The 18,183-nt window shown below is 69.7% G+C and carries 16 protein-coding genes; 2 read left to right on the forward strand and 14 right to left on the reverse strand.

Annotated features, from left to right (window positions below; all coding sequences use genetic code 11):
• Positions 1 to 220: 220 nt before the first annotated feature.
• The 11 genes from BUE42_RS27660 to BUE42_RS27710 all read right to left on the reverse strand — a co-directional run bounded on the left by BUE42_RS27660 (position 221) and on the right by BUE42_RS27710 (position 13,920).
• Positions 221 to 1,393, reverse strand: coding sequence for a glycosyltransferase family 2 protein (locus tag BUE42_RS27660; RefSeq protein WP_083614654.1), 1,173 nt, complete (start codon positions 1,391 to 1,393; stop codon positions 221 to 223).
• Positions 1,390 to 2,541 (reverse strand): glycosyltransferase, encoded by a 1,152-nt coding sequence (locus BUE42_RS27665; protein WP_073468510.1) that lies wholly within the window; start codon positions 2,539 to 2,541, stop codon positions 1,390 to 1,392. The genes BUE42_RS27660 and BUE42_RS27665 overlap by 4 nt, the downstream gene beginning before the upstream one ends.
• Positions 2,538 to 3,149, reverse strand: coding sequence for a polysaccharide deacetylase family protein (locus tag BUE42_RS27670; protein ID WP_073468511.1), 612 nt, complete (start codon positions 3,147 to 3,149; stop codon positions 2,538 to 2,540). The genes BUE42_RS27665 and BUE42_RS27670 overlap by 4 nt, the downstream gene beginning before the upstream one ends.
• Positions 3,146 to 4,228, reverse strand: a complete 1,083-nt coding sequence (locus BUE42_RS27675; protein ID WP_073468512.1) for a glycosyltransferase — start codon at positions 4,226 to 4,228, stop codon at positions 3,146 to 3,148. Before BUE42_RS27675 ends, BUE42_RS27670 begins: the two co-directional genes overlap by 4 nt.
• Before the next feature lie 655 nt (positions 4,229 to 4,883).
• Positions 4,884 to 6,047 carry a hypothetical protein gene (locus tag BUE42_RS27680; protein ID WP_143171801.1) on the reverse strand — a complete coding sequence of 388 codons (1,164 nt, stop codon included), beginning with the start codon at positions 6,045 to 6,047 and terminating at the stop codon, positions 4,884 to 4,886.
• Between the two features lie 11 nt (positions 6,048 to 6,058).
• A complete protein-coding gene (locus tag BUE42_RS27685) occupies positions 6,059 to 7,222 on the reverse strand; it encodes a glycosyltransferase family 2 protein (RefSeq protein WP_073468514.1) in 1,164 nt (387 codons plus the stop codon).
• Positions 7,223 to 7,244: 22 nt separating this feature from the next.
• On the reverse strand, positions 7,245 to 8,990 hold the full coding sequence (locus BUE42_RS27690; RefSeq protein WP_073468515.1) for an aminoglycoside phosphotransferase family protein: 1,746 nt from the start codon (positions 8,988 to 8,990) through the stop codon (positions 7,245 to 7,247).
• Entirely contained in the window at positions 8,990 to 10,006 is a 1,017-nt protein-coding gene (locus BUE42_RS27695) for a polysaccharide deacetylase family protein (RefSeq protein ID WP_073468516.1), read from the reverse strand. The genes BUE42_RS27690 and BUE42_RS27695 overlap by 1 nt, the downstream gene beginning before the upstream one ends.
• A gap of 23 nt (positions 10,007 to 10,029) precedes the next feature.
• Positions 10,030 to 11,301 (reverse strand): O-antigen ligase family protein, encoded by a 1,272-nt coding sequence (locus BUE42_RS27700; protein ID WP_073468517.1) that lies wholly within the window; start codon positions 11,299 to 11,301, stop codon positions 10,030 to 10,032.
• A complete protein-coding gene (locus BUE42_RS27705; protein WP_073468518.1) occupies positions 11,298 to 12,782 on the reverse strand; it encodes a lipopolysaccharide biosynthesis protein in 1,485 nt (494 codons plus the stop codon). The genes BUE42_RS27700 and BUE42_RS27705 overlap by 4 nt, the downstream gene beginning before the upstream one ends.
• Before the next feature lie 13 nt (positions 12,783 to 12,795).
• Positions 12,796 to 13,920: an acyltransferase family protein gene (locus BUE42_RS27710; protein ID WP_159445506.1), complete on the reverse strand. Its 1,125-nt coding sequence runs from the start codon at positions 13,918 to 13,920 to the stop codon at positions 12,796 to 12,798.
• A gap of 184 nt (positions 13,921 to 14,104) precedes the next feature.
• Between BUE42_RS27710 and BUE42_RS27715 the strand changes: the two genes are divergently transcribed.
• Together BUE42_RS27715 and BUE42_RS27720 are read left to right on the forward strand one after the other, a co-directional pair.
• The gene (locus tag BUE42_RS27715) at positions 14,105 to 15,265 is read left to right on the forward strand and encodes an imelysin family protein (protein ID WP_083614657.1); all 1,161 of its coding nucleotides are present in this window, start codon (positions 14,105 to 14,107) and stop codon (positions 15,263 to 15,265) included.
• Between the two features lie 25 nt (positions 15,266 to 15,290).
• Complete coding sequence (locus BUE42_RS27720) at positions 15,291 to 15,797, forward strand: GyrI-like domain-containing protein (RefSeq protein ID WP_073468521.1); 507 nt, start codon at positions 15,291 to 15,293, stop codon at positions 15,795 to 15,797.
• 16 nt (positions 15,798 to 15,813) lie between these two features.
• Here BUE42_RS27720 and BUE42_RS27725 read toward each other — a convergent pair whose 3' ends face one another.
• The 3 genes from BUE42_RS27725 to BUE42_RS27735 form a co-directional block, all read right to left on the reverse strand.
• A complete protein-coding gene (locus BUE42_RS27725; RefSeq protein WP_073468557.1) occupies positions 15,814 to 17,115 on the reverse strand; it encodes a UDP-N-acetylglucosamine 1-carboxyvinyltransferase in 1,302 nt (433 codons plus the stop codon).
• Between the two features lie 99 nt (positions 17,116 to 17,214).
• A complete protein-coding gene (locus tag BUE42_RS27730) occupies positions 17,215 to 17,448 on the reverse strand; it encodes a DUF2630 family protein (RefSeq protein WP_073468522.1) in 234 nt (77 codons plus the stop codon).
• Between the two features lie 45 nt (positions 17,449 to 17,493).
• Positions 17,494 to 18,183 carry a general secretion pathway protein GspB gene (locus tag BUE42_RS27735; protein ID WP_073468523.1) on the reverse strand — a complete coding sequence of 230 codons (690 nt, stop codon included), beginning with the start codon at positions 18,181 to 18,183 and terminating at the stop codon, positions 17,494 to 17,496.

Here is an 18,183-nt window from a genome sequence, read left to right on the forward strand (position 1 = left end):
AGAAGATCGGCTTTGGGGATGGTGCGCGCCAGCGCACTTCGTGGACTGACTCATCGGCACTGTTTGACCACAACGAACGAAGTGAGTGGAGGGAGTTTGCCGATGCATCCCCAAAGCCGAGCTTCTCCGTGGAGTCGGCCCGCCAGGGCCGACCGCCGAGGCATGAGCCCCCAGCCCACTCCCTCACCCGCCGCGACGCGCAACACGCCGCAAGCGAAAGTCAGCGCCAACGCTTCACGCCACTCAGGCTCGTCAGGTAGATCCACGTGCGCCACGCGATGAACGCCGGCGCCCACAGGATGTCGAGGAAGGTCTTCGCAGGAACCCCGCTCAGCAGGTTGCCGGCGATGAAGTACAGCAGGTACGCCGGCAGCAGCGCGAAGGCCAGTAGGAACTGCCACGACGCGAATCCGCAGACGGCCGCAGCCACGACGATCGCAACGAACAGCAGGCTCAGCTGCACCGCGTGCGAGGGCAACAGGAAGTCGATCAGCAGGTTCAGCGCTGCGCCATCACCGCTCGCGCGGAAACGCGCCCACAGCGCCCGCACGCTGCGCCCGACGATCGCCGAGCGCCCGCCGGCCCAGCGCCTGCGCTGCGCTGCCGCTTCCTTCGCCGTCTCCGGGATCACGCTCGATGCGCGCGCATGCTCCAGCCAGTGCACCCGCTGGCCGCTGCACACCAGCTTCACCAGCATCTCCTGGTCCTCGACCATCGTGTCCGAATGCCAGGGCATGCGCTGCAGCACGTCGCGCCGGAACACCATGCCGTGGCCGCGCAGGTTGCAGCTCCAGCCGGCCTGGCTGCGCGCCAGCTCCTCCAGCCGGTTCTCGACCACCGCGTTCATGTAGTTCAGCCGCGAGAACAAGGTCGCCTGCCAGTTGTGCACGCCGACCCGGCCCTGCAGCACCGCGTGGCCTTCATGCAGGCCGGCCGCGGCCTGCTGGAAGAACAGCGGGTCGACAAGGTTGTCCGCATCGAAGAAGGCCACCGCGTCGAGCGCCTCGCCATGCTTCGCCTCCAGCGTCGTGATGCCCTCGGCCAGGCTCGCGGTCTTGCCGCGCGCGCCGCTCTGGCGGTCCAGGCAGTCGAAGCCGGCGGCGCGGATCTCGGCCACCGTTGCATCGGTGCAATGGTCGGCGACGAACAGGATCGCCAGCCGCTCGCGCGGGTAGTCCACGCGCGCGAGCGACGCGAACAGCGGGCCGAGCACGCCTTCCTCGTTGTGCGCCGGCACCAGCACGCCGAAGCGCTTGTCGCGGCGCGGCGCGAGCGGCGCCGGCGCGCGCACGCCCCACAGCCCGCGGATCGCCTGGTAGAAGAAGATCGCCGCCACCAGCAGCACCAGCGCGCTCGCAGCCAGCGCCGCGACCATCCACAACGCGTGCATCATGCGGCGCTCCCTGCCGCGGGGGCCGGCGCACCGGGCCGCACCAGGCCGGCTTCGTAGATCTCGACCATGCGCTTCATCCGCGCATCGAACAGGAAGCCGTCGCGCACCTTCGTGACCGCGGCTGCGCCCATCGCCACGCGGCGCACCGGGTCGCCCAGCAGCGCCGCGAGCGATTCAACGAAGCGCGCCAGGTCACCCGGCGGTACCAGCAGCCCGTCGACGCCGTCGCTCACCACCTCCGGAATGCCACCGACCGCCATCACGACGCCCGGCACGCCGTGCAGCATCGCTTCGAGCAGCACGTTCGGCAGGCCTTCGCGCAGCGAGGCCATCGCCAGCAGGTCGAGCGCCGGGTAGATCGCCGGCAGGTCGTTGCGGTGGCCGAGCAGGCGCACCGTGCCGTCGAGCTTCAGCTGCGCCACCTGGGCCTCGATGTCGGCGCGCTGCGCGCCTTCGCCGGCGATCAGGAAGCGCGCCTTCGGGAAGCGCGGCGCCAGCTGCGCGGCGGCCTCGACGAACAGCCGGTGGCCCTTCTCGATGCCGAGCCGGCCGATGATCGCGACGACCTGCGCATCGTCGTCCAGCCCGAGCGCCGCGCGCGCATCGCTGCGCGCTTGCGCGCCTTGTGCTTGGTAGGAACTGCGGATCGCGTTGTGCACGACGGTGATCTTGCGGTCCGGCACGCCGGCGGCCCTCGCGAGCTGGCGGTAGCTCTGCGACACGCAGACCACGCGGTCGAAGAAGCGCCACAGGAAGGCCTGCAGGCGCTCGTACAGCCGCACCTTCGCGTTCTCCGACGTCCAGCCGTGCGCGGTGGTGAGGGCCGTGACCTTCGCGCGGCGCGCGGCCAGCAGCGTGTACAGGTCGGCCTTGTAGCCGTGGCTGTGCGCCACCGTGCCGGGCTGCGCCGCGAGCTTCGCGGCGAGCGCGCGGATGGCGCCCAGGTCGAGCTTGCCGGCCGACTGCAGGCATTCGTAGTCGATGCCGGCCTCGCGCACCTTGCGCGAGATCGGCGTGTCGTCGGTGTTCCAGATGTTGATGATCCGGGCGTGCCAGTCGCTGCCGCGCAGCGCCAGGCATTCGTTGATCACGGTCTTCTCGGGGCCGAACACGTCGTCGGCGCTGATGATGTGGATGAGGGTCTTCACACGGTCTCCAAAACGCCGAAGCGCAGGCCGGCTGCGCGGGCGTTGTCCAGCAAGCGCGGCAGGGCCTGCGCGGTCACCGGGGTGTCGTCATGGAACAGCAGGATGTCGCCGTCCGTCAGGGCTTGCGGCGTGACCCGCGCTTCGAGTTCGTCGGCCTGCTGCACGAACGAGTCGCGGGTTTCGAACGACCACATCACGATCTTCACGCGGTTCAGCAGGCACCAGCCGATGCGCAGCACCGACAGCTCGCCGTACGCCGGCCGGTAGCTGCGCAGCCGCACGCCGAAGCGCGCCGCCACCGCGCGCATGCGGCGCAGGTCGTCGAGCTGCTCGCGCCAGCTCATGTCGGCGCAGTGCCGGTGCGTGAAGCCGTGCAGCGCGATCGCATGGCCGCGCGCGCGCACCTCGGCCACCAGCGCCGGGTGGCGTTCCATCTCCTGGCCGATCATGAAGAAGGTGGCCTTCACGCCGCCCTGGTCCAGCGCGTCGAGCACCTGCGGCGTGACGACAGGGTGCGGGCCGTCGTCGAAGCTCAGGTACAGCCCGGGCGCGTCGCCGCGGTAGCGCAGCACCGGGCTCAGCAGCTTGCGCAGCACAGCCTTGATCACTGCAGGCCTCCGGCATAGATTTGCAGATAGCGCTGGGCGGCGCTCTCGAGCGAGAAGGCTTCGCGCTGGCGTTGCGTGGCGGCGCGGCCGAGCACGGCGCGGCGGCTCGCATCCTGCAGCAGCGTCAGCATCGCATCGGCGAACGCGGCCTCGTCGCCGTCGGGCACCAGCAGGCCGCTCTCGCCCTGCAGCACGGTCTCGGGGATGCCGCCGACCTGCGTGCCGACGACCGGCAGCCCGGCGCGCATGGCCTCGAGGATCGCGATCGACACGCCTTCGTAGTGCGACGACATCAGGAACACGTCGGCCGCGGCGAGCAGCTCGGCGACATCGTTGCGGAAGCCGAGGAACTCGACGCGGGACGCGACGCCGAGCGAGGCAGCCAGCGTTTCGAGGGCCGGGCGGTCGGGCCCGTCGCCGACCAGTTGCAGCCGCGCATCGGGGCGCGAAGCCGCGACGCGCGCGAACGCGCGGATCATCATCGCGTGGTTCTTCACCGCCGCCATGCGCCCGACGGTGATGAAGGTGGTGCCGCGGCGCTCGCCCTGCAGCGACACGCGCTCGTCGATGCCGTTGTGCACCGTCTCGACGCGGCGCGGGTCGATGCCGATGTTCTCGACCACGTAGCTCTGGATCGAATGCGACACGGTGACGATGCGCTGGTGCCAGCGCGCCGCGAAGCGCTCCAGCCGGTGGCGCAGCGCGAGCTTCAGGCGCGGGATGAAGCGCCGGCCGTAGTCCTGGTAGTTGCCATGCACCGTGTGAACGAGCGGCACGCCGGCGAGCTTGGCGGCAAGCGCCGACTCGAGGTAGACACCCCACAGATGCGAATGCATCACGTCGAAGCCCTGCTCGCGTACCAGGCGCGCGAGGCGCCACGGCACGGTCAGGTCGTTGCCTTCGCCCTTGCCGAGCGAGAACACCTGCACGCCGTCGCCCAGGCGCTGGGCCAGTTCGCCGCTGTGCTTCACGCAGCAGACGGCGGGCTGGCAGCGACCCTTGGTGGCGGCGACCAGGTCGACGACGACCTTCTCGGCGCCGCCGAAGTCCAGTGTTTCAATGACGTGCAGGACTCTCATGCTGTGTGGCGCGTCGCGGTGGGTGAGGGGATGGGCTGGGGGCTCATGCTGGGGCGGTCCGCGCCCCCCACCGGGGGGCACGGACTCCACGAAGAAGATCGGCTTTGGGGATGCATCGGCAAACTCCCTCCACTCACTTCGTTCGTTGTGGTCAAACAGTGCCGATGAGTCAGTCTACGAAGCGCGCTGGCGCGCGCCATCCCCAAAACCGACCTTCTCCGTCGCCCCAGAAATCGCCCCCAGCCCATCCCCTCACCCACCGCGAAGCACCGCCCACTCTCGTCGGGGGGAAAAGACTGAAGTGATCGACGAGCACGCGAGCGCACGAACGCTTCGTCGGTCACTTCAATCTTTTCCCCCAAACACGAAACGACGGTGCCCGCAAAGGCGCGGGTGGGGAGGCTGTGGAGCGCCAATAGGGACGGGCCGCCGGAGCTGGCTGGATTCATGGCCCGCGTGCGCAGCACGCTTCGTGAACTGACTGTCGCCGACTGTTTGACCACAACGAACGAAGTGAGTGGCGGGAGTTTCGGCGACGGGCCATGAAACCAGTCAGCGGAGGGAAGTCTTCGCCCCGAGAGGGGCGAAGACCGGCCCGTCCGGCGCGCCACAGCCTCCCCACCCGCGCCTTTGCAAGCAAGAACTCCGAACAACCTCATGCCACAACCTCTTCACGCAAAGAAGAAGCCTTCACCGCCTCGTTCCGACACAGCCGCTCGATCTGCTGGTACATCTCCCAGGCCGTCACGTAGTGCAGCGAGAAACCGGGCCGGTCGCGGAAGCGTTTCTCCAGCTCGATCCACAGGCGCTGCATGCCGCCGTCAAGCAGCGCACCCGCGGTGCGCTCCTCCGCGCCATGCGTGTGCACCTTGATGAACAGGTGGTTCTCCACCCCCTCGATGCCGATGGCCGCCTGCTCCCACAGCGCGACGCGCGCCGCCGTCGGCAGGGCATCGGCCGAGATCTCGCTCGATTCGATGCGCGGCATGATGCCGGCCTTGCGGTCGCTCCAGTTCAGCGCCAGCGGGCCCTGCACCATCAGCAACTCCTTGCCCTGCAGCCATTCGCCCACGCGCGCATCGCGGCCGTGGTCGTGCGACTTGCAGCAGCCCGCTTCGCCGTGCGCGAAGTAGATCGAGTTGATCTTGCTCGTCTGCGTGTCGCTCGGCGCCGACGGCAGCGTCATGTCCATGCGGCAACCGGTCTCGTACAACACGTCGAGCTCGTTGTTGACGCCGCACCAGCGGCCGTCCGGGCGCGAGTTGTCCAGCGCCCAGTTGCCGTGGATGAAGGCATACAGCACCTGGCCCGTCACCGGGTCCTTGCGCAGCAACCCGTGCCGCTCGTTCAGCAGCTTCGTGAAACCGCTCAGCGTCTTGCGCAGGTTCTCGGCGGTGTCGTTGTCGTGGTGCAGGTGCACCTCCACGTCGCCGAAGCCGCGCCGGCACAGGTCGGCCAGCTGGTCGAGGATCACCTCGTCGTACTCTTCTTCCGGGTAGAAGAACGAATGCTGCGGGTGCCGGCCGTTGCTGTCGGTGTGCTCGGCGGCGATCTTCGGGTAGCGGTCCATCCAGCGGTCGACGCGCGCCCGCGCGGTCGCGAGATCGGGCTTGTGCCAGAACGGCTCGTAGTGATCGGCAAAGCAGAAGTGCACATGCGTGTGCTTGTGCGTCATCCTGGCGCCGCGACCGTGCAGCCTGCGCGGCCACTGCTTCAGGTAGCTCGCGATCCACAGGTCCATGTGGCGCGAGCGCAGCAGGCGCCACACCACGCCGGCGCACGCTGCCACCAGCACGAGCAGGATCAATGCGGCCATCATCGTCGTGCCTCTCATCGTTGCGCCTTCCGCCAGCTGGTGCCCTGCTTGCCGGTCACGAAGCGCACGAAGCCCAGCAGTGCCGCCAGGTTCATCGTGCAGAAATAGAACGGCACGTACAGCGCCGTCGGCAGCGGCCCGCGGCGCAGGCGCAGCCAGCCGGCCCACGCCGTGCCGTAGAACAGCAGCTGCAGCACGACCAGCACCTGGTACTCGGCCACGCCGGTCGCGGCCAGCCACAGCGAGCCGAGCGCGATCGCCACCAGGAACAGCGGCACCAGGTAGCGCAGCACCTTGTGCGACAGGTAGGCGAGCGCGAACCACGACAGCGGCGGCAGCAGCCGGCGCCATTGCTGCGCGATGGTCTGGAAGCCGCCGGCCACCATGCGCACCTTGACGAAGAAATCGTCCTCGATGCGGATCGACGCGTACTCGGTCGAGCGTGCCGCCGGCTCGTAGAGGATGCGCTTGCGCTGGTCGACGATGTCGAAGGTGATCTGCGCGTCGTCGTTGATGATGTCCTCGGCGATCGGGCGCCACAGGCCGCGGCGCATCGCGAAGATCTCGCCGTCGGCGTTGGTGATCGAGCCGATCTGCCCCTCGGCCAGCTTGATCGCCGATTCATAGCGCCAGTACAACCCGTCGCCGACGCTGCTCTCGCGGTCGCCGGCCTCGCGGATCTGCTTGACGCCGCACACGCCCCCCACCGCCGGGTCGGCGAAATGCTGCACCAGCGCCTTCAGCGCATCGCGGTTGAAATCGTTGTTGGCGTCGGAGAACACCACGATCTCGCCGGTGGCCGCCGCGACACCGCGGTTCAGCGCCGCGGTCTTGCCGCGCCGCGGCGCCTGGTGCATCGAGACCGCGCCGCGGTCTGCATAGCGCGACACGATCTGCGGCGTGCTGTCGCTCGAACCGTCGGAGACGACGATCAGCTCGATCGGGTGCGGGTAGTCGAGCTCCAGCGAGTTGAGGATCTTGCCCTCGATCACGCGTTCCTCGTTGTAGGCGGCGATCAGCAGCGTGACGCGTGGCCATTGCGCGCTGCCCTCGGGCGACGCGGGATACAAGGCCGCGGCGCCATGGCCGCGCCAGCGGGCGATCAGCAGCACCAGCGCCGGGTAGACCGCATAGTGGTACAGCACCGCGGCAATGCTCAGCAGGACGATCAGTTTCATCACGGCGCCATTCTCGAATTCTTCAGGTCAGGGGGCGCGCCGCGGCACGCGGTGCCGGGGCGGCAGGCAGCACGCTGGCCAGCGCGGCAGGCGCCGGGGATCGCACCAGCAGTTCGATGCAGCTCTCGATCAACGCGTTCAGCTCGGCGCTCGCCTGCGTCGACCACTGGCCGTGCCAGCGGCAGCCGATGTGGTGCACGACGACCAGCGCGCGCAGCACCGGCACCAGCCGCTCCGGCAGCCGCGTGGCGCGCCAGTACTCGGCCTCGATGGCCAGCTCGTTCGGGCTCACCCGGCCGGCCAGCAGCGCGCGCGCCGCCTGCAGCCAGCTCTCGCCGCCCAGCATGCGGTTGTAAGTCAGCAGGTAAGCCATGTCGATGTACGGCAGCCCGCACAGCATCGCATGCTCCCAGTCGATCACGCCGGTGATCTCGCAGGTCTGCGGGTCGTACATCACGTTCTCGATCTTGAAATCGCCGTGGCTGCAGACGTCCAGCCACACATGGCCGAGCACGTGCTCGCGCATGTGCTGCGCAAGCCGCTGCAGCGCCGGCGCGGCCTGCGGGTTGCGCAGCACGGCCGACTCGAAGATCGGCTGCAGGCTGGTCTCCCAGGCCTCGTCGTCCATCACGCGCTTCACGCAGGTCACCTCGTGCAGCGCCAGCAGGAAGCGCTGCGCGGTGCGCGTCACGCGCTGCAGCCCGGGCACCGGCGCATCGGCGGTCACGCCGCGCATGTGCTGCAGCACGAAGCAGTCGTTGCCGTCGAGCTTGAAGCGGTCGAGCACGCGCGGCAGCAGCATCCCCAGGTGCGCCGGCAGCAGCGCATGCAGGCGGCGCAGGCTCTCGGCCTCCTGCACGCGGCGCGCCACCGCGAGCGGGTCGCGCGTGATCACGACGACGCGCGAGGTCTCGCGGTCGGAATCGGGCCGGAAGGTCGCGATCACCTTGCCGCTCAGCAGCACCAGGTACTGCACCCACTGGAACTGGCTGCCGCCGGCCTGCAGCGTCAACGCGACCGCATCGATCAGCCCCGGTTGCGAATCGCCGATCCAGCCGACCGCCGCCAGCGCCGGCGCGAACCAGCGCGCCGCGCGCGGCCCCCACAGCCACTGCTTGATGCGCTCGCGCGTCAGCCCCTGGTTCTTGGTCGGCAGGTAGCCGGTGGGCGCGATGGCCTCGCTGATGCCGGCGTATTCGTTCAGCAGCAGCGGGTGCACGCGCGGCGCGCGCACGCCGAGGCGGCGCAACTGCGAGGCGAGCGTGAACCACGGCCAGGCACTCCCGCCGCGCAGGCCGCGCGCCAAGCGATCGCGGCTCAGGCCGAAGCGGTTCGGCGTGGCCAGCAGCACGAAGGCGCCGTCGCGCAGCAGCGGACGCGCCTGGGTGAGCAGCCGGCCCAGGCCGCCGCGCACCTTGGCCAGCGCGCGGCCGCTCAGGTCGCTGACGACCAGGCCGTCGAACGCGATCGGCGCGGCGCGGTGCAGGTCGTCGAGCGCGATCACCTCGACGTGCGTCCAGCCGTGCGCCCGCACGCGCTGTGCGAGTTCGTCGGCGCTGCGGCCGTCGGCGGCCAGCACGCGCACGCGCGCGCAGCGCTGTGCCAGCGCGGTGACCGCCGGTCCGCCGTCGTCGAGGCAGACGACCGAGCGGCCGCCCAGCGGCCCGACCAGCAGCTCCCAGCCCTCTTGCCACGGCGGGGCGTTGCGCAGCTCGGCCGGTTGCGAGATCACCGGCTGGGCCGGCGAAGAGAACGCAGACGAGGCCATCAGACGAAGATTCCGGGAAAGGTCATGCGGGCCATGAACAAGGGATGCGGGATGTAGCGCTCGACCGCGATGCGCTTCAGCGCGAAGCGGTCGGCGCAGCTCGGGTCGTTGACGCCGTCGATGTAGGCCAGCGCGGCACGGTAGCCGCATTCCCTGGCGATCGCGACGACGCGGTCGTTGAAGGTGTAGCTCTTGCCGACCGGGTAGGCCAGCAGGTCGACCCGCTGGCCGGTCTCGCGGCGGATGGTCTCGCGCGACTGCGACAGCTCGAAGCGCACCCGCTCCTCGGTCTGCATCGACAGCACCGGGTGGGTGACGGTGTGCGAGCCGAACTCGATGCCGTGCTGCGTCATCTCGCGCACCTGGTCCCAGTTCAGCGCCGAGGTGGGCGCGGCATCGGCCGGCACGGCGTGGCGGGCGAGCAGCGCCTCCAGCTCCTGCAGCGCATCGCGGCGGCGCTCGTCGGCCAGGCGCTTCAGCACCGACAGCAGCCGGTCGGACGCGGCGCGGCGCGACGCCACGTCGGACAGCTCCAGCGTCAGGTCGGCCAGCGGCAGGCGCAATGTGCCGGCGGGCGCGCAGAACAGCAGCGTCGACACGCGGTCGAACCAGAACGGGTCGCGGCTGCCGATGTACAGCGTCGACAGGAAGATGGTCGCCGGCACGTTCATCTCGCGCAGCAGCGGGAAGGCGTGGGTGTAGTTGTCGAGGTGGCCGTCGTCGAAGGTGATCGCGACGCTGCGCGGCGGCAGCGCCTGGCCGCGCTCGATCACGTCCATCGCGTTCGACAGCCCGATCGGGTTCCAGTGCTCGCGCAGGAAGGCGAGCTGGCGGCGGAATTCGGCGACGCTCGCGCTGATCAGCTCGGGGTCGGCCGCGAAGCGCGATTCGTCGCCGAGGTCCTGGATGCGGTGGTACGCGAGGATGGTCAGCCCGCGCGGCCCGCTGCGCAGGCGCGCGCGGGTCACCCCGGCCATGTCCAGCCACCTCGCGAGCATTGCCTGCTTGCCGACCATGGTGTCCCCTCGCTCCGTGACTGCTAGTAGTACCCCATGATGAACACCTTGAAGGCCATGTAGTACGCGACCTGGAAGGCCACGATGAACATGAAATCCCTGCGGGTGAAACTCACGGGTTGTGTGGTGAAGCGGCCCACTGCGGCCGTCATTCCCAGGAGGAAATACATCACTTCCGTCTCGAGCGAGACGAAGAGCGAACTGATCAGGTAGCCCGACAGGCTCATCATCACCGCGAGCAGCGCCTGCTTCTCGGTCGGGTCGGTGGCTTCCTTGAGCCGCACCACGATGTGCTTGAAGCCCATGTAGATGATCGCGATCCACAGGAACATGCCGGGGAAGCCGGTCTCGCCCATCGCCTCGAGCGCCGAGTTGTGCGCGACCAGCTTGCGGGTATAGACCGCGAAGTTGCCCTTGCCGACGCCGAACAGCGGGCTCTCCTGCACCATCTGCAGCCCCATCGCCCACATCTCGACGCGGCCCTGCGCCGAGTTGTTGGCGTCCTTGGTCTCGGTCAGGTACGACGGCGCCGCGGCCAGCGCGATACCGCCGCAGGCTGCCGCGATCACCAGCTTGCCCAGGCTGATCTTGAAGCGCGAGACGATGAACATGCCGACCATCGCCGCGGTGGCGAGGATGCCGCCGCGCGAGCCGGTGTAGAAGGCCGCGAGCAGCAGCGGGAAGGTCAGCCCGACGGCGGCCACCACGCGCAGCCACAGCGCATACGGGCTCACCATGTACTGGAACGCGAACGGCGCGGCGGCGGTGAACATCACGCAGAACACGCCCGGGCCGTCGAAGATGCCGATCCAGCGGATGCGCGACTTCAGGCCGATCGACGAGGCCGAGCCGTCGATCCAGGCATAGCTCTGCCCCGCCCAGCCGATGCCCTCGGCGTTGTTCATGTGCTGGATGCCCTCGATCGCGATCAGCAGTGCGAGCGCGATCAGCGCATAGCCGGTGCGCTTCAGGTCGGTCACGTCGCTGATGGTCGCGCTGACGAGGCGATAGACCAGGAACAGCTTCGCGTAGTAGACGAGGTAGAACTGGCCGATGTCGGTGAGGCCGGCGACCATCACGCTGAGGAAGATCCAGACGTACATCAGCAGGAAGAAGTAATCCTGCGTGCGGAAGCGGAACACCTCGCCGAGCCGGCCGCGCGACGCGAGCACCAGGATCCACATCGGGTAGACGATGTAGTCGACCCGCAGGCCGAGCAGCGGCGACCACCACAGCTGCGGCGCGACGAGCAGGCTGCCGAGGAACAGCCAGATGGGCAGCACGGCGAAGCTCATGTCGCGGCCCCGGAAGGCCGGCCGAAGCGCTGCAGCAGCTTCGCGCGTGCGGCGGCCAGTTCGGCCGGCTCGATCACGCGCGTCGCGACGATGCCGACCAGGAAGGCGGCGCTGAGCACGAAGCGCAGCGGCAGGCTCCACAGCAGCGGCAGCCGGTCGGCCAGCTGGCCGGCGACCGCGACGGCGATCACCAGCGCGAGCAGCGTGCCGAGCTTGCGCCACTCGTAGTGCACCGGGAAGAAGCGCTGGCTGATGCGGTCGGTCATCACCACCGAGACGATCGAGACGCCGAGCACCGACAGGCAGGCGCCGAGGATGCCGAAGGCCCAGATCAGCGGCACGCCCAGCACCAGGCCGGCGACGCAGGCCGCGAGCGCGATGTGGAAGATGCTGCTGGACTTCTTCTGGTAGTAGATGCCGGTCTGCAGCGGGTAGGTCAGCACCTGCAGCACGGCGGCGCCCACCAGCCACGGCAGGTAGCGCGCGGCTTCCCAGTAGGCGGGCGCCGCGATCAGGCGCAGCGCATCGCCGGCGAACAGCACGATGGCCAGGCCGATCAGCGACAGGATCACCGCCAGGTAGCGCACCACCTGGGCCTGGATGGTGCCGGCGTCGTCGCGTTCCATGATCGTGAAGCGGAACGCGCCGTAGGCCCGGTTGATCGGCTCGCCGACCAGGTCGGATGCGAGCTTCGACAGCTTCAGCGCGAGCGCATAGATGCCCAGTGCCTCCAGCGACACCAGCGACTGCAGCAGGAAGCGGTCGGCGGTGCTCGCGACGATGCCGACCATCGTGGTCCACAGCAGCGGCAGGCTGTAGCGCAGCACCGGCATCAGCTTGGCCCATTCGAAGCGCAGCCCGCAGTCGCGCAGGCTGACCCACGACAGCAGCGCGAAGCCGAGCGCGACGGTCAGGCAGTTGCCGGCCATCACGCCCTCGACGCCGGCGTTGAAGTGCATCAGCGCGACCGAGTTGGCGATCACCTGCACCACCAGCTTCACGAACGAGACGACGATGAACAGCATCGAGCGCTCGACCGCGCGCACGTAGGCGAGGCCGACCTGCGACGCGAGCTCGAACACGATGGTGGCGAGCATCCACTGGATCGCCCAGCCGAGCGACTGGCCCTTGAACAGCCAGGCGGCGAGCGGGTTGGCGAACAGCGAGACGACCAGCACGCCGATGACCGAGATGACCAGCGAGGCGATCAGGTTGGTGCTGACCACCGAGCGGCGGTCGGCCGCGTCCTTGTAGTCGAAGTAGAAGCGCAGCGTCGCGTGCGCGATGCCGACCCCGAGCACGCCGGACACGACGGTCGACACCAGGTACAGCGTTTCGAGCGTGCCGTACTCGGCTGGCGACAGCAGCCGGGTGTAGATCGGCAGCAGCAGGAAGGCGCCGACGCGGTTCAGCGCATTCCCGATGGCATAGATGCCCGAGTGCTTGAAGAAGCGGCCGACTTCCGAGGCGGTGGAGGACATGGGGACGGCCGGGTCAGGTCGCGACGGCAGCGTGCACCGCGGGGGCGGCGGCGCGCGGCATCGGCACCTTCTTGCTCCAGCGGATGGCCGGCAGCTCGACGGCGCGGTACAGGATCCACGCGGCGACGATGCTGGTGCCGATGCCGCAGGCCATGTACAGCAGGCCGAGCGGCACGGAAGGGTGGTCGCCGAACAGCTTCTTCAGCACCGAGATCGTGCTCCAGCCGACGATCGGGTGCATCAGGTAGAGGCTGTACGACAGCTTGCCGAGGAACTGGTGCGCCGCGCCGCTGAGCCAGCCGCGTGCGGCCACCCAGCGGCTGGACAGCACCAGCACCAGCGCGGCGAGCACCGGCGCCAAGTGGGGCAGCGACGGCGCGCTGCCGAACACCACCGCGAGCTCGACGCCGACCAGCGCCCACCACCAGCGCCACGACAGGTCGCCGAACACGCACCAGCAGGTCAGCGCGCCCAGCGCGAACATGTGCCAGTAGCGCACGAACAGGCCGTCGACCGGCAGCTTGATCTGGCCAACCGCGAGCACGAGAGACAGCGCGACCAGCGCGGCGACCGCGAGGATCGGGCGGCTGCGCGGCTGCGCCGGGTCGTGCGCGGCGGTCAGCACCAGCACCAGCACGAGGTAGAACTGCAGCTCGATGCACAGCGTCCAGAACACCGCCGAGATGTCGCCGTAGCCGAGGATGTCCTGCAGGTAGAACAGGTGCGCGACGATCTGCGCGGCAGAGAACTGGCCGCGGCCGGCGAGCTCGGCGAACAGCAGCGCCGACAGCTTGGCCATCAGGATGCACAGGATGATCGTCGCCCAGTACGGCGGGTCGAGCCGCACCGAGCGGCGCAGCGCGAACATCGCGACGTAGCGGCCCGACAGCGGCGCGTCGCGCAGGCTCATCGAGATCACGAAGCCGCTCAGCACGAAGAACACGTTGACGCCGGTGGCGCCGAAGCTGCCGATCAGCGTGTGCAGCCAGTCGGGCGTGGCGGACCGCAGCAGCGTCTCGGTGTTGAGGTAGAGGTGGTAGAGCACGACCAGCATCGCCGCGATGCCGCGCAGGCCGTCGACCGTCAGGTTGCGCAAGGGCAACGAGGCGGGGGCAGCGGAGGCGTCGGGTCGGGTCATGCGGCTTGGCGTGCGGGCGGATCGGCAGGGTCGGAAAGCGCCCCGCCGAGGGAAAAGGCGTCGCATTGCACCATAGGGATCTGGCAGAAAACACCACCCGGGCAGGGGGTCGTCCCTCGGGCAGGGGGGCAGTGATGGACCGGAAAAGACACGCGCGAAGTGTGACTTTGTCCATAATCTGCCGATGCCTGCGAGCCCGGTTCACCGTCCGCCCCGTGCCGCCCTGGCGCGCCGCGCGGTGCTGTGGCGGCTGGCGTCGATCGCGGCGATCTCGGCGGCCCCGGCCGGGGCCGGCGCGGCCATCGACCCGTTCGTCACCTGGATGCAGATGCTGCACGACCAGTGGGCGCTGCCGGCCTACGAGGCGCTGGACCGCAGCGCGGCCGGGCTGGTGGCGGTGCTCGACGCGGCGATGGCGGCCGGCGGCAAGCCGACGCCGGCCCAGCTGAAGGAGAGCCAGGCGCTGTGGCTGCAGGCAATGCTCAGCTGGCGCCGGCTCGAGGCGCTGCAGATGGGCCCGACGCTCGCGCGGCGCAGCTCGAAGGCGATCGATTTCTGGCCGACCCGGCCGAAGGTGATCCAGCAGGCGGCCACCGTCACCGCGACGGCGCCGATGACCGGTGCGGCCGCGAATGACGCGATGGAGCGCTGGGGCACCGCGGTGAAGGGGCTGCCGGCGCTCGAATGGCTGCTGTTCCCGGCCGGCACCGAGCCGAACGCGCCGGTGCTGCGCAGCCCGGCGCTGTGCCGCTACACGCTGCGCATCGCGATGTCGCTGAAGGAAGAGGTGGGCCTGCTGCTGGCCGGCTGGCGCACCGAGGCCGAGCACTGGCGCTCGGCGACGCCGCCCGACGTGCCGGCGGCGAAGAAGCTGATCCTGAACCTGCTGGTCGGCAGCGTCGAGCTGCTGCGCGGCAAGAAGCTCGAGAAGGCGGCCCGCGCGCAGGCGCTGCAGGTGCCGGGGCAGCGCGATGCGCTGGAGAACTTCGACAGCATGCGCACGAAGCACACGCGGGAGTTCCTGCTGGCACATGTGGACGGCGTCGCGCAGCTGCTGCTCGGGCAGACGCCGGGCCTGGCCTACACGCAGGGCGGGCCGCGCTGGGGGCTCGACGACGTGCTGGCCGAGCAGGGGCTGGGCAAGCCGCACGGGCCGGCGCTGCGCCGCGCGGTGGCGGCGGTGCGGCAGTCGGTGGCGGCGCTGCCTGTGGACGCGGCCACCTGGACGCCGGCGCGCATCGCGGCACCGGTGAAGGCGCTGGTCGCGCTGCGCGCGGTGATCGACCCGCCGATCGCGGCGGCGTGGAAGGTGACGATCGAGTTCACCGATGCAGATGGAGATTGACCCGGCCTGACGAAAGGAGCCTCGCATGACGACCCTGACGACCCCGCGCTTCGAACAGCGCCCCGAGCAGCCCTGCATGTTCATCCGCACCGAGGTGGCGATGGGCGAGATCGGAACGAAGGTGGTGCCGCTGATTCCGCAGCTGTTCGCCTGGCTGCAGGCGCATGGCGTGCCACCGGTCGGCCCGCTCTTCTTCCGCTACAACGTGATCGACATGGCCGGGCTGATGGAGATCGACGTCGGCACCATCGTCGAGAAGCCGGCCGCGGGCGATGCCCGGGTGCAGTCGGGCCGCATCGCCGCCGGCAGCTACGTGACGATGCGCCACACCGGCCACCCCGACGAGCTGATGCCGGCCACCGGCTACTTGCTCGCGTGGGGGCAGCAGCACGACGTGGCGTGGCGCAAGCACCCGCGCGGCAAGGCCGAGGTCTGGGACGGGCGCTACGAGTTCTACCTCGACGGACCCGACACCGAGCCCGACATGTCGAAATGGCGCACCGACCTCGTGTTCGCCGCCGAGCCGCGCTGAATCGGCCTCTCCGCCCTCAGTCCCCCGCCTCCCATTCGATCTTCGCCCCGAGCGCACACAGGTTCTCGACGAACTGCGGGTGCGCGCGCCGGATCGGCCCGGCATTGCGGATCACCGAGCGGCCCGGGATGCTGGCCGCCAGCATCAGCAGCGCGATCGCGACGCGGATGATGTACGGGCTCTCGACCTCGGCCGGCGACAGCGGCTTGCCGCCGAAGGTGACGATGCGGTGCGGATCCGACTGGAACGCGTGCGCGCCGAACTTCGACAGCTCCGAGGTCCAGCCGAGCGCGCCGTCGTAGACCTTGTTCCAGAACATCACGCTGCCCTGCGCACGCGTGCCGAGCGCGATGAAGATCGGCAGCAGGTCGACCGGCAGGTAGGGCCACGGCGCGGCCTCGATCTTCGGCAGCATGTTCTGCGTGAACGGCTCGGCCACGCGCAGCGGTCCATCGACCACGGTGCGCGACCAGCCGTCCTCGTGCAGCACCTGCACGCCCAGCTTCGCGAAGCTGCGGTCGATCAGCGGGAACTGGTGCGGCGCGGTGTTGCGCACCCGCACGTCGCCGCCGGTGATCGCGCCGAGCGCGAGGAAGGTCACGACCTCGTGGAAGTCGTCGGCGAAGCTGTAGTCGGCGCCGCCGAGCGCGTCGACGCCGTGGATCGTCAGCCGCGAGGTGCCGCAGCCCTCGATGCGTGCGCCGAGCTGGCGCATGAACTCGCAGAACTCCTGCACGTGCGGCTCGGAGGCGGCATTCATCAGCGTCGCGCTGCCTTCGGCGAGCGCGGCGCACAGCACGAAATTCTCGGTGGTGGTGACCGACGCGTAGTCGAGCCAGTGGTCGGCCGCGCGCAGCGGGCCGTCGCTGCGCACGACCAGCGCGTCAGGCCGGCGCTCGACGCGCGCGCCGAAGCGCTGCAGCACCTCGACGTGCGGATCGATCTCGCGCACCCCCAGCGTGCAGCCCTGAACGTCGTTCTCGATGCGCGCGACGCCGAAGCGCGCCAGCAGCGGCGGCACCAGCATGATCGACGAACGCATCTCCTGTGGCAGGCGGTGCACCGTCTCGTCGAAGTTCGTGAGGCGGTGGTGCAGGTCGAGCAGGCCGGTCTTGAAGTCGATCTCGACCCGGCTGCCGAGCGAGCGGAACACGTCGAGGATCTTGCGCACGTCGGTGATGTCGGGCACGCGGCGCAGGCGCACCGGCTGCCGTGTCAGCAGCGTCGCGCACAGGATCGGCAGCACCGCGTTCTTGTTGGCCGACGGGACGATGCGGCCCGACAAGGGCTGGCCGCCGTGAACGATGAGGTGGGACATGGGACAGTGCGCGAGGCGCGCGGTGGTGGGCACCGGCCCACTGTCCCTGGCGTCGTCGAACGCCGGATGAAGCCTGTGTGAAGTGAGGCGGGCCGGGTGTCAGCCTTCGTAGCCTTCGACGGTTTTCTCGTCGCGCACCTTGGCGCTCGCCGGGTCTTCGCCGAACTCGCGCTTGGCGCGGCGCTGCCGCAGCAGGTCCCAGCACTGGTCGAGTTGGTGCTCGATGTGGCGGATGCGCTCGGCGTTCTGGCCGGGCGCCTTGGCGCCGTCGCGCAGGTGCTGCTCCTCGTCGACGAGGGCGCTTATGTGATCGAGGATCGATTTGTCGCTCATGGCCGTTCTCCTGCAGTGGCGGATGAGCCGCAGCGTACGCCGGAATCAGTAGCCGACGCTGTAGCGGTAGTTCTTGTAGCGCAGCACCGCCGACTTGAGCCGGATCTGCTCCAGGTGCAGGTTGGGCGCGATGGTGTCGCCCTCGTGGTAGAGCTGGCCGTTGACGATCAGCATGCGGCTCCCGCGGCTCGCGGAATAGCTGGCCCCGCTGATCGACAGCGCCGGCAGCTGGCGGCGCACGTCGTCGGGCAGCTCGCTCATCGGCACGGCCGGCGTCTCGTCGACGGCTGGCGTGGCGGGGCGTGCGGCTTCTCGCCTGGCGGGCACCGGCTTGCGCTGCGGCTTCTCGGCAGCGGGTGTGGCGCGTGCCGCGGTGGTCGTTGCGGATGCGGACGAGGCCACCACCGCTTCCGCGCTCGGTGCCAGGGCGGGCGCAGGCGCCGTCACCATCGCGGCGGGCGCGGGTGGCGCAGGGGCCGGTACCGGCTGTGGCGGCGGCGGGGCCGAGACGATCACCTCGATCGGCTTGTCGCGCCCGAACGCCATCCACGCGAAGACCACGATCAGCGCCAGCCCGAGCAGCGAGGCGACGAAGCCCCATCGCATGCCGCCGCGGCCATCGGGCATGTCGTCGTCATCGGCCGCGCTGCCGGCCGTCTGGGCATGCAGCCCGGGCACGCGGCCCCGTTCACGTTCGGAATCGGCGCGCCGCAGGGCATCGAGGATGTAGGACAT

Origin of the sequence: Rhizobacter sp. OV335 (assembly GCF_900142965.1) — a bacterium.
Taxonomy (GTDB): Bacteria; Pseudomonadota; Gammaproteobacteria; order Burkholderiales; family Burkholderiaceae_C; genus Rhizobacter.